The organism is Fluviicola sp., assembly GCF_039596355.1.
GTDB lineage: Bacteria > Bacteroidota > Bacteroidia > Flavobacteriales_D > Crocinitomicaceae > Fluviicola.
On record NZ_JBCNJW010000012.1, the window covers coordinates 32,150 to 44,085 of the forward strand.

The window sequence follows — 11,936 nt, forward strand, 5'->3', positions numbered from 1 at the left end:
ACTGAGCGGAGCCGAAGGCAGCTATCAAAAAAGCCGTTCTATCCGAACGGCTTCATCTATTTCTTTATCAACGTTTCCCAGGATCGAACAATTGGTGATTGTTCTTCCCGGTCTTCGCTAAACTGTCGTTTTCCCTCGCACTGAACAATTGGTGATTGTTCTGCTCAGTCTTCGCTAAACTGTCGTTTAGCTCTTTTTCTTGAATGAATTGATTGCGTTGATCGTGAAGTCGGAAAGTACCAAGGTTCCACTGATTACAGCTCTGTCTGACAACAACTGATCCCAATTTTCGGTTCCTTCCCAGAAAATTTGTTTCAGTTCTGCCATTGCTTCCGGGTTTGATTTCGCCAAAGTGGTCGCAAGACGTCTGATTTCGTCGTCCATTTCCTCTTCGTTATCAAACACATCTGCATACAAGCCATTTTGCATTGCCCATTCAGCAGTTCTCCACTCTGTAGCGTTGATTGCCAGCTGAGACATTGCAGAAAGTCCCATTTTACGTTGAACCGCAGGGCCAACCACAAACGGACCGATCCCCACTGCCAACTCCGACAATTTCACTTCTGCAAAACGCGTAGCATAACAATAGTCAACAGCGGAAGCAATTCCTACTCCTCCACCTACAGCTTTTCCCTGAACGCGTCCGATGATCAGTTTCGGGCATTTTCTGCACGCATTGATCACTTGAGCGAAACCAGAGAAAAATACTTTCCCGGTGTCCAGATCCTGGATGGAGATCAGTTCGTCAAAACTTGCTCCGGCACAAAATGCTTTGTCTCCGGTAGATCTCAATACAATGACTTTGACTGCAGGATCTTTTCCTGCTTCGGTGATGGTTTCGGCCAGTTTTCTAAGAATTTTTCCCGGCAATGAGTTACTTAAAGGATGTCCGAACTCGATAGTAGCAATCCCGAGTTCATCCACACGCATTTCTACGTGCCCCTGGTTAATAGCTTCTGACATGGTTTAATTTAACTAGTTATCAAATTTTCTGCGTGGTCGCATCTGACGTTCTCCTGAATTTCCTCCTTGTCTGTCGTCGGAACGGTTTTCACCACTTGAGCGATTTCCATCTCCATATCGATTATCACCTCCAGAGCGGTTTTCGCCACCTGAACGATTTCCATCTCCGTATCGGTTTCCACCACCGGATCTGTTATTTCCTCCTTCGCGATTGAAATTCGAGTTACGGTCATTGGATCGGTATCCGCCGCCGCCTTGTCCTCCTGATCTAGGTCCGTTATTAAACTTTTTCTGTCCTCCGAAACCTCCCGGCTTATTCCCGAATGTTTTTTTCGGTTTATCCTCCGGTTTCGGGCGGTTTGCTTTTGGAGATGCAATTTTCACATCCAGCTTGCGTCCGTTTACTTCAAAACCATTCAATGCCTGAATTGCATTAATGGCTTCTTCCGCACTTTCCATTTCAACGTAACCGAAACCTTTTGATTTCTTCGTTTTGGCATCGAACACAACATGCGCAAGGTGAACTGCACCAAACGCCGAAAACGTTACTTGCAAATCCTCTGATGTAATCTCCCAATCGAGATTTGCGATAAAAATATTTGTCATTTACCTAACTTTAATTTGGGAATTGAGTCCCGTCTAATTTACCTAAAAACGCTTCAACGTTTATTATTTTATTGTTAAAAATACAGCTTCGAAGTGAATTAACCCTCCGAAGCTGTAAATCTTTTTGTTTTTCTGCTTATTTCAATGTGAAACTGTCTGATCCGATTGCTTGTCCGTCACAGAAGATTTTCACTTTATAGTTTCCTTTAACCGGCTCTTCTCCGTTGAAATCGTAGAAGATCGTTACGTCAACCGCTTTGTTGTTGTATTGAATATCGCGTTTTGCAGAGTATACGAAGTTTCCTCCGTCTGCAGCACTCGCCGTACCACCTGAACGCCCCTGCAAGGTTTTTCCGTCCGGATCGATGATCTGAAGGTAAACCGTTCTGTCTCCTGCAGCCGCAATCTGGTTTTCACCGATTGAGAAGCTTGATCTTGCCTGAACACAGTTACGTGCTTTGGTTGTAGGTTCTGTTGTATCGTTCAGCTTCATACGCAATCCGGTTGAACTGAATCCGTAAGCGGCCAGTTTCGAACCTTTTTTCACCTGCTCTGCACTTTGCTCTGCCTGGTCTTTGTAAGTATCGCGTTCTGTTTTCGTTTCTGCCAGCTGTGTCGACGTTTCATCCAATTCCGAAGTCAGCTTCAGATTCATGGTATTCAACTGGTCGATCTGCTTCACATAGCTGATCATGATCTGGCGCAACGTTTCGTTTTCACGTTTCAACTTCGCAATCAAAGAAGCCGTTACACGACCATTTTTCTTCGCAGTTTCCAACTCGTTCATCAGCCCCTGGATCTTATCTTTCTGAGCATTCAAACTATCTGATTTCGATGCATCTTTTTTCAATAACGCATCATAGGTATCCATCATGTTGTTGAAATCCGACATCAAATCGTTTGTCGTTTCACTACCTAAGAACGGAGCCATCATCTTGTTCATTTCCGCAATGTCGGCCTGAAGTTCTTCATTCTTTTTAGTGGCTTCTTTCAAAGCACCGTTTTTTGAACTCCACAAATAAGTCATCGTTCCTAACAAGACAACCAACAGCACGATAATCGCTGTTAACACTGGTGTCATGTTCTTTTTTGAGCCTGATTCTAATTCTGACATAATCTAAAATTTAATTACAAATATAAAATAGAATTGAATGAACGATAGGGAATTCATCGAGACAAATAACGTGTTTTTAATTCTACCTATCAATAGGTTTACACGTATTTTCCGTTAAGAAAATGTAAAAAATGGGCGTTTTCGTTGAATTTCAGATGCTTATTTTCGAATGCTCCCGGGAAGTTTTGAAACGTAACGGGTCTCTGAAAACGCTTGATCGCATCCCAGCCCACGGAGGTGAAATACGAGTTCAAACTGCTTGGAAACGGCCCGCCGTGCTGTTGTGCAAAACTAACTTCAACCCCGGTAGGAACACCGTTAAAGATGATTCGTCCGGCTTTCATGGTCATGACTGCCAGCAAATCCTGCAGGTCTTCCTGCTCTTCTGCGTAAACACTCATCGTCAGCTGGCCTTGAAGCGATCGCAGGCAGGATTGAAGCTCCGAAGCATCTTTGCACCGAATAATCGTCAGGTAAGAACCGAATACTTCTTCCTGGATTTTCGGATTCGACAGAAAGGCCTCTCCTCCTGTTTCTGATAAGGTAGGTTGTATGAAATTTCCTTCCGAGCGTCCTTTGTAAATGACTTCCACACACGTTTCATGCTCTTTGGCACGTTCAAAATAGCGTTTGGAAATTCCGGGATGCAGCATACACTGCAATTCGCTTTCGGAAAAATACCGGGAAATTGCTGCTTTTAAATGATTGAGCTCCGCACTTTCTTCTACGAACAGCAAACCGGGAGACGTGCAAAACTGACCTGCATTCAACAGCACCGAAGCACTGATTTGCTTTGCAATTTCGTTGGTGCGGTTTGCAAGTGCGGTTTTAGTCACCACAATCGGGTTTGAACTTCCCATCTCCGCATAGAGCGAAATCGGTTCGGAACGTTCGTTGATCAGATTCTGCAAGGCCATTCCTCCACCAATGCTTCCGGTAAACCCGACGGCTTTTGTACGCAAATCCTGCACCAATTGTTGTCCGACCGTGAAATCTTCTGCCAGCAGGTGCGAAAAAATTCCGTCCGGCATTCCGTGTTCACGGGCCGTTTCAAGAATGAGCTGTGCTGAAAGCGAACTCGTATGCGGGTGCATGGCATGTGCTTTCACCAAAACCGGACAGCCTGCGGCCAATGCAGAAGCCACATCTCCTCCCAAAACAGAATACGCAAACGGGAAATTACTCGCCCCGAAAACAACTACCGGCCCAACCGGAACGTTCATTTTCATCAACGAAGGTTTCGGAGCCGGTTTGCGATCCGGGTTTGCCGAATCGTGTTTTATTTCGAGTGCATATCCGGTAGCAACGGCATCCGCATAATATTCAAACTGGTAACAAGACCGGTTCAATTCTGTTTCGGCACGATCTTCCGGCAAGGCACTTTCGGTGCAAAACCAATGAATCAGGGCTTCTTTGTTCGCCTTCGCTTTTTCGGAAATGGCTTTGAGAAAGGCAACCCGTTTTTCAACCGGAATCAGCCGGTACACTTCAAAAGCCTGTTTTGCTTTTTCAAGTGCTGTATCGACTTCTTCTTTCGTTGCCTGGATAAATGCCGTTTCAAACGGCTCGTTGGTCTTCGGGTTGATCCCCAAAAAAACACGATCGCCAAGAACACTTTCCTGATAACCAATGTGATTTTGACCGAAGATCCGTTTCATGGCTTACGCCTCCTCTACTGTATAGGTGTAGCTTTCCATGATTTGGTTTGCAAGGAGTTTCTTACAAGCCAACTCTACTTTTTCTACTGCCGCTTCTTTAGACGGAGCATCTACGAAAAGTCGTACGTGTCTTCCAACGCGTACACCTGTAATTTCAGACAGACCGATTGTCGGCATACTGTTAGTAACTGCTTTTCCCTGAGGGTCTAACAATGCCTCCAATGGCATCACATCGATTTCAGCTTTGAATTTCATGCGTTCGATTTTTTTCGAAGAATGTGTTGAATAAATGATAATAACAGGTACAAAAGTACAATAATTGGAATGGACCAAATCAATAAAGTTGAAATAAGTATTCCACAACTTATCAAGAAGATGTATCGAAACTCATTCCCTTTCCAGTTGAAGTTCTTGAATTTCAGCGCAAACAAAGGCAATTCCGCGATTAAAAGAAGTGACATAATCACCACAACCGGAACCAAAACTGCCGGTTGAACCAGCCATAGAATCACATCGTGCTCCCAGCCTGTTTTTTCTCCGTATTTCGCCAGCAGTAAAGGGAAAGCCATGAAGAAAATGGTATTTGCCGGCGTTGGCAAACCGATAAACGATTCGGACTGACGTGTGTCAATATTGAATTTTGCCAGTCGGAACATGGAAAAGAACGGGATGATCAAGCCCAGGAAAGGAAGCCAATTGATGTTTTTCCACTCAAAAAATGCCGTTCTCCAGGCTTGCAGTGACATATTCAATGCCTCCAGGCTAAAAAACGATGTTCCAGCCGCTTCGACCTCCACCTTATTAGATGTTGTAATGTATTCGCCGTGAGCAAAAAACAAGCTTTCCGGATCTACAAAAGTAGTTTGACCGACCAAAATGACCAGGATCATGATTCCAGGAGCCAGACCGAATGAGATCATGTCCGCCAGGGAATCCAACTGCTTCCCCAATTCTCCCTGCTGTTTGAGTAAACGTGCCAGGAACCCATCGAAAAAGTCCAAAACAGCCGCCAAAAAGATGAAATAGGGCGCAATGTCAATCCTTCCTGCAAAGGCCAGTATGATTGCAAAAACACCACAAAGCAGGTTACTCGCTGTAAATAAATTAGGTATATTGAACATTTTCATCGGGGTAATGAATATTTTGTTGGTCTCGTACTCTGAAAAGGTGTAAATTTACATTTCGATTTTATGAATAAAACATTCAATTGCACAATTTTTTATAAAAGATGCAGTTAATAGCATTCGTGAGGAACTTAAATACTATGAGATTTTACCTAATTGTTTGCATCATTTGCTGCACTTTCTTGTCATTTGGACAAGGCTCTACTGCTCCTAAATATTCCAACGAATTTTTAGCAATCGGTATCGGGGCTGAGGCCCTGGGGCTTTCGAATGCAGTGGTGGCACAAACAAGCGGCGTGAATAGCGGCTATTGGAATCCTGCAGGATTAACCCGCACCAATAAGTGGCTGGATATCGGTTTGATGCACTCGGAATATTTTGCCGGAATTGCCAAATACGATTACCTGGGACTTGCACACCAGATCGATGAAAAAAGTGCTGTCGGACTTTCGGTGATCCGCTTTGCGGTAGACGACATCCCGAATACGACTCAATTAATCGACAACGAAGGAAAAATCGATTACGATAAAATTACCACCTTCACTGCCGCAGATTATGCCTTTCTATTTTCTTATGCACGAAAAACCAAAGTACCGGGATTGTCTTTGGGAGGAAACTTCAAACTGATCCACCGGAAAGTAGGTGATTTTGCCAAATCCTGGGGTTTCGGACTGGATGTAGGTGCAACGTATGAAAAGAGCGACCGCCTGAAATTCGGAGCCGTGATCCGCGATTTGACCTCTACGTTTAATGCCTGGATTTTCAGTCTCGACGAAACAACCAAAGAAGTCTTCACGCTTACCGGGAACGAAATTCCGAGAAACGGACTGGAATTGACTTTGCCTCGCATCATTTTGGGAACGTATTACAAACAGCCGATCGGAAAAAAAGGCATCTACGTTTCGGGGGAAGTGGACCTGGATATTACCACGGACGGAAAACGAAATACCATCGTCAAAACCAATCTCTTCAGTTTTGACCCGCACTTCGGGATTGCATTCGGATTCAAGGAATTGGTAACTTTACGTGGGGGAATATCCAACATGCAGTATATCAAAAACTTCGATGACTCAAAGAAGTTAACCATTCAGCCAAATATTGGTATCGGATTACATATTAAAGCTGTATATTTAGACTATGCTTTCACAGACATCGGTGATGCTTCAACTGCTTTGTACTCGCACGTTATTTCGCTGCGATTAGCACTTAACAAACCAAAAAATGCTGTGAGAGCCGATGAAGAATAAGAAGAGCCTATGAAGAAACTCTACTTAACACTACTTGCACTTATTGCCATTACTTTTGCGTGGAGTCAGCCTTATGGAAATGAATGGATTGACTATTCCCAAAAGTATTACGGGTTTAAAGTGGTACAAAACGGGTTGTATAAAATCGACTACGCCACCCTGAATTCAAATAATGTTTCTGTTTCGGGCATTACCCCGGCAAGCTTTCAAATTTTCGGAAAAGACAAAGAAGTGCCTCTCTACATGGTAGATGGCGGTGACAATTCGTTCGATCCGGGAGATTACTTCCTGTTTTATGCGTACCGCAACGACGGCTGGCTGGATTCGGTCATGTATCCGCATCCGGACAGCATGGCAAACCCGGGATACAGCCTTATCAACGATACCATTACTTACTTCTTTTCCTGGAAAAATGCAGGAAACGGACTGCGTTTCGTGCTTCAACCCGATCAGAATTACGGGAATTATGCTGCCAGTTCTTTCGTTAGATGCGAATACCAATCTGCTTTCTCATCTACTTATTGTGAAGGACTTGTCGAAGAAGAAGCTTCCGGGTCAATTTATTCTACGGGAGAAGGCTGGGGAAATCCCGAACTGGCAACCACTTCATCGAATGTGTCGGCAGACATTCCACTTCCCACCCCATCGGTTTATACCGGGTTGGGAGCAACTCCTGTAACACTGGAATGCCGGGTTTCGACCAATTCCAACGCACTCGTGCCGAGCATCTCAGATCCCAACCACCATGTCAGGCTGACTTTAGGATCAGGAAACGTTTTGATTAAAGACACCACCCTGCATGGTTACCGCCAGGTTAAGACCACATCGGTTTTCAACGCTTCGGATTTAACGAGCGGGACTACCAATATCCACCACACCATCATTGCAGATTTGAATGTCGCAGTAGACCGCCAGGTTTTTACTTATGCTTCTCTTTCCTATCCAAGACTTCCGAACAGCGGAAACCAGGCATTTGACCGTTTTTTCGTTCAAAACGGCACGGTCAAAAGTCGTGTTGACTTAACGAACTATCCTGGAGCTGCTCCGCTGGTTTTGAGTTATGGTTCGGTTCCACGATATGAAATCCCGGTTGTTTCCAGTGGAATTCTCCAGTTCATAATCCCGAACCATCCGGCCAACAACGAAACGGAAGTAATGGTTGTGGACAGAAATGCGGCGCTTCCGGTCGGAACGATGCAGGCTGTTAACGGATCGGGAACTTTTACGAATTTCAGCACCATGAACCTGGATTCGGCCCTGCTGTTCATTTACCCGCCTTCACTTGCAAGCGGAACGGATTCTTACCGCAACTACCGGACTTCGATTTCAGGAGGAGCGCACAATGTTCTGAAAGCAAACATCGAGGAATTGTACTTACAGTTCGGAGGAGGAGTTGTCAAACACCCGGTTGCCATTCGCCGATTTGCACATTTCGTCTACATGAACAGCGCAGCGAAACCGGAAGGTCTGTTCCTGATCGGGAAAGGAATTTCAGTCGGAGAAACGCGATTCAGCCCTTCTGCAAGCGAACAGTGCCTGATCCCACCGATGGGGTATCCTTCCAGTGACATTGCTACCACTGCCGGGTTAACAACTCAGTATACCTGGGCTCCGTTAATTCCGACCGGGCGAATTTCAGTAACAACCAACGCAGAACTGGAAAATTACCTTTCCAAGATTACCGAGTACGAAGACGCACAGAACAATCCCGGGATAAATTTTGTGGAAACGAAAAACTGGCAAAAACAACTCCTGCACTTTGTGGGAGGATCCAATGCCCTGCAACAAACCCAGTTTCAGGGCTATATGAATATCATGAAAGGCATTGTGGAAGACACCATTTTTGCCGGAAAGGTGACCAATTACTTCAAAACATCGAGCAACCCGCTTGATCCGAATGTCGTGAGTACCGTTACACAAAAAATCGAAGACGGTGTATCGATCATGAACTTCTTCGGGCACGCGGCAGCTTCCAATAACGGATTTGAGATCAACATCGATGATCCGAGCAACTGGAACAATCACGGAAAATACCCGATTGTAATCGGAAACTCCTGTTACAACGGAAATATTTTCAAAACGGGAAGTTCCACTTCGGAGAATTTCGTCAATATCCCCAACGAGGGAGCCATTGCTTTCCTTTCGACTATTTCGGTGGGTTACGATTCCCCTCTGGCCATTTATTCATCGGAATTGTACCGCGAGTTTTCCTATAAAAGTTACGGACAAACGTTTGCAAAACAAATTCAAAACACCGTATACTACCTGCAGCAACAATACAGCGGGATGTCATCCAACACGGTTTACTTTGAATCTGCCTGTACGCAAATGACGCTTCACGGAGATCCGATGCTCAAAGTCAATTACAGCAAAGGACCCGAAATCGACATTCCAGCTTCCAGTGTGAGTTTGTCTCCGAACAACGTCAACCTAAGTGTTGACAGCATCGCACTGACTTTTACGGTAAGAAACCTGGGAACATCGATCAAATCTCCAATTTATGTAGAGATCAGACGAGACTTCCCGGGGTCGAACGTAGACTCTGTTCAGTCTTTGTTTATTTCCCGCTTAAATTACGATACGATTATCACTAAAAAGTTCCCGCTTCAAGCGGCAATCAGCGCCGGTGTAAACACGTTTACCATTACGGCTGATATTCCAAATGTATACCCGGAAGAATATGAAGAGATTTCCAATAACCGGGTCACTGCCAATTTCTTCCTGAATATCGACGGAATGCTTCCTGTTTGGCCATACAATTATGCGGTTATTCCATACGATACCGTAACGGTAAAAGCCAGCACCATCAACCCGATTGCAGCAACGAATACGTATTTGTTTGAGCTGGACACCACAGACACATACAACAGTCCGCAACTGAGACGATTCAGCGTAACCGGTTTAGGAGGTGTAAAACAAGTACACCCGAATCAATGGTTATCTGCAAGCGGCGGTTCATTTCCGTTGGTTTGTACCGATAGTACTGTTTATTTCTGGCGCGTTTCTGTTGACACCAGCGCTCCGAACTGGTCTGAATTTTCCTTTCAATACATTCCGGACAAATGGGGCTGGGGACAAGCTCATTTCTTCCAGTTCAAGAACAACTCTTTCTCGGGGATCAATTACAACAGGAATCTCCGAAAACGGGAATTTATTTTGAATGACTGGCACAAAATAGGCATTCAGGTGATGAAAACATCTGACGCGTATGAATCACTGTTCAATTCCTGGACGATCGATCAAAATATCATGGACTACGCAACATGCGGTTACAATCCATATATCTATGTTGCCGTTGTAGACAATATTACCTTAAACGCCTGGAAAACGCATTGTCCCGGATGTGGAGGCGGTAGCAATAACGATCCGTCGATGAACTTCGGAAACCTGAACAATTTGGGAAGTGCCGGCGGACAAGGATGCAGGGATCGTTACGAGTATTACTTCACGTTCGACCAAACGAGTCCGGCATCAATGAACAACTTCATCAACATGATCCAAAACGGGATTCCCGACAGTAGTTATGTGCTGATGTATTCTCCGTTCACAACGTATTTCAGTTCCTGGAGTGCAAATGTATTTACCATGTTCCAGAATCTCGGATTCCCTACCGTAACCAATTCGCAGCCGAACGATCCTTTTGCTTTGTTTTTCCAGAAAGGGACAGCCGCTATGAATCAGGTGAAGTTCTGGACTGACAGCCAGGTGACTAATGACACTCCTGCCGGGGTTCCGAAAATCAAAATTGATGTCGATGTCTTGAAGCCCTCTTATATTGGTGTGGAAAAAACACCACAGATCGGACCGGCATTTAAATGGGAGACCTTGTACTGGAGAAGAGATTCACTGGAATCGCCTTCTACCGATAGTGTACGTATTTTCATTGAGACGTATGACGTAACCAATACGCAAGTTGGAACAATTGACACCGTTTTCACTCCGAATGATTCCATTATCAACCTTCAAAACCTGGTGAACGCTACGCTGTATCCAAGAATCCGCATTGGAATTACGAACTCTGACAGAACCAACCTGACTCCGGCTCAGATAGACCGCATTCACGTCCTTTATCAACCGGTTCCGGAAGCAGCCATTGACGGAAGCAACGGGTATTACGCATCCCTGCCGGGAGATACCATTCACGAAGGTCAAAGTTATGCCTTCGCTGTAGATGTCGTCAATGTGAGCCAGTTCCCAATGGATTCCCTACTGATTAATTACTGGCTCGACAACCAGCAACACATTCAGCACATTATTCCTTATCCGAGACAGGATTCTCTGCGGGTAAGCCAAACATTGAGAGACACGATCCATTTCAGTTCGGTCGGAAACCCGGGATACAACACCCTTTGGATGGAAGTCAATCCATACATCAGCGGATCGCAGGTCCAGACAGATCAGCTGGAACAATACCATTACAATAACATCTTGCAGCTTCCGGTATACATTGCACAAGACGACAAAAACCCGATCCTGGATGTCACATTCAACGGGCTGCACATTTTGAACGGCGATATTGTGGATCCGACCAGTGAAATCCTGATCACACTGAAAGACGATAATCCTTACTGGGTCATGGATGATGTTTCAGACACCACGCTTTTCGGGATTTACTTAACAGGTCCTGACGGAGTTCAAAAACGCATTCCGTTTATTGACGGATCCGGAAATACGATTCTTCAATGGTATCCCGCAACGTCTCAAAACCTGAAGTTCAAGATTGTATATCCGAAAGAGTTTTTGCAAGACGGTGTTTACCAACTTTTCGTACAGGGAAGTGACCGTTCGGGAAATATTTCCGGAGATTATGAGTACAAAGTGAATTTTGAGGTAATCCGGGAATCTTCCATCACACAAATGATGAACTATCCAAATCCATTCTCTACGAGTACGCGTTTCGTATTCACATTGACCGGTACGGAGGTTCCCGATGACATTATTATTCAAATCATGACTGTATCCGGGCGGGTTGTCCGGGAAATTACCGAAGATGACCTCGGAGTAATCCGAATCGGGAGAAACATTACGGAATACGCATGGGACGGAAGAGATGAGTTCGGAGATCAGTTGGCGAACGGTGTGTACCTCTACCAGGTAAAAGCAAAAATCCTTGGAGAAGACATCAAACACCGCGACTCAGGGGCTGACAAATACTTCAAAAAGAATTTCGGAAAGATGTATCTGATGAGATAATAAAAAAGCCGTTAGTTTGACTAACGGCTTT

The 11,936-nt window shown here is 44.8% G+C and carries 8 protein-coding genes; 2 read left to right on the top strand and 6 right to left on the bottom strand.

Features of this window, described 5'->3' with window-relative positions:
- Positions 1-186 precede the first annotated feature (186 nt).
- The 6 genes from ABDV94_RS17730 to ABDV94_RS17755 all read right to left on the bottom strand — a co-directional run bounded on the left by ABDV94_RS17730 (position 187) and on the right by ABDV94_RS17755 (position 5,462).
- Positions 187-963 carry an enoyl-CoA hydratase/isomerase family protein gene (locus ABDV94_RS17730; RefSeq protein WP_343748552.1) on the bottom strand — a complete coding sequence of 259 codons (777 nt, stop codon included), beginning with the start codon at positions 961-963 and terminating at the stop codon, positions 187-189.
- A 12-nt stretch (positions 964-975) separates the two neighbouring features.
- Positions 976-1,569 (bottom strand): RNA-binding protein, encoded by a 594-nt coding sequence (locus tag ABDV94_RS17735; RefSeq protein ID WP_343748553.1) that lies wholly within the window; start codon positions 1,567-1,569, stop codon positions 976-978.
- A 136-nt stretch (positions 1,570-1,705) separates the two neighbouring features.
- The gene (locus ABDV94_RS17740) at positions 1,706-2,650 is read right to left on the bottom strand and encodes a hypothetical protein (RefSeq protein ID WP_343748554.1); all 945 of its coding nucleotides are present in this window, start codon (positions 2,648-2,650) and stop codon (positions 1,706-1,708) included.
- Positions 2,651-2,781: 131 nt separating this feature from the next.
- On the bottom strand, positions 2,782-4,341 hold the full coding sequence (locus ABDV94_RS17745; RefSeq protein WP_343748555.1) for an aldehyde dehydrogenase (NADP(+)): 1,560 nt from the start codon (positions 4,339-4,341) through the stop codon (positions 2,782-2,784).
- Positions 4,342-4,344: 3 nt separating this feature from the next.
- Positions 4,345-4,596, bottom strand: coding sequence for a phosphoribosylformylglycinamidine synthase subunit PurS (gene purS, locus ABDV94_RS17750; RefSeq protein WP_343748556.1), 252 nt, complete (start codon positions 4,594-4,596; stop codon positions 4,345-4,347).
- Complete coding sequence (locus ABDV94_RS17755) at positions 4,593-5,462, bottom strand: CDP-alcohol phosphatidyltransferase family protein (protein ID WP_343748557.1); 870 nt, start codon at positions 5,460-5,462, stop codon at positions 4,593-4,595. The genes purS and ABDV94_RS17755 overlap by 4 nt, the downstream gene beginning before the upstream one ends.
- A 143-nt stretch (positions 5,463-5,605) precedes the next feature.
- Here ABDV94_RS17755 and ABDV94_RS17760 point away from each other — a divergent pair, with 143 nt between their 5' ends.
- Both ABDV94_RS17760 and ABDV94_RS17765 read left to right on the top strand, forming a co-directional pair.
- Positions 5,606-6,712, top strand: a complete 1,107-nt coding sequence (locus ABDV94_RS17760; protein WP_343748558.1) for a hypothetical protein — start codon at positions 5,606-5,608, stop codon at positions 6,710-6,712.
- A 9-nt stretch (positions 6,713-6,721) separates the two neighbouring features.
- Positions 6,722-11,905, top strand: coding sequence for a C25 family cysteine peptidase (locus tag ABDV94_RS17765; RefSeq protein ID WP_343748559.1), 5,184 nt, complete (start codon positions 6,722-6,724; stop codon positions 11,903-11,905).
- The last annotated feature ends 31 nt before the right edge of the window (positions 11,906-11,936 follow it).

What these genes read in the sequence shown, in the direction of transcription:
- ABDV94_RS17730 (WP_343748552.1), bottom strand. Translation starts at nt 963, where the DNA reads ATGTCAGAAGCTATTAACCAGGGGCACGTAGAAATGCGTGTGGATGAA.
- ABDV94_RS17735 (WP_343748553.1), bottom strand. Translation starts at nt 1,569, where the DNA reads ATGACAAATATTTTTATCGCAAATCTCGATTGGGAGATTACATCAGAG.
- ABDV94_RS17740 (WP_343748554.1), bottom strand. Translation starts at nt 2,650, where the DNA reads ATGACACCAGTGTTAACAGCGATTATCGTGCTGTTGGTTGTCTTGTTA.
- ABDV94_RS17745 (WP_343748555.1), bottom strand. Translation starts at nt 4,341, where the DNA reads ATGAAACGGATCTTCGGTCAAAATCACATTGGTTATCAGGAAAGTGTT.
- purS (WP_343748556.1), bottom strand. Translation starts at nt 4,596, where the DNA reads ATGAAATTCAAAGCTGAAATCGATGTGATGCCATTGGAGGCATTGTTA.
- ABDV94_RS17755 (WP_343748557.1), bottom strand. Translation starts at nt 5,462, where the DNA reads ATGTTCAATATACCTAATTTATTTACAGCGAGTAACCTGCTTTGTGGT.
- ABDV94_RS17760 (WP_343748558.1), top strand. Translation starts at nt 5,606, where the DNA reads ATGAGATTTTACCTAATTGTTTGCATCATTTGCTGCACTTTCTTGTCA.
- ABDV94_RS17765 (WP_343748559.1), top strand. Translation starts at nt 6,722, where the DNA reads ATGAAGAAACTCTACTTAACACTACTTGCACTTATTGCCATTACTTTT.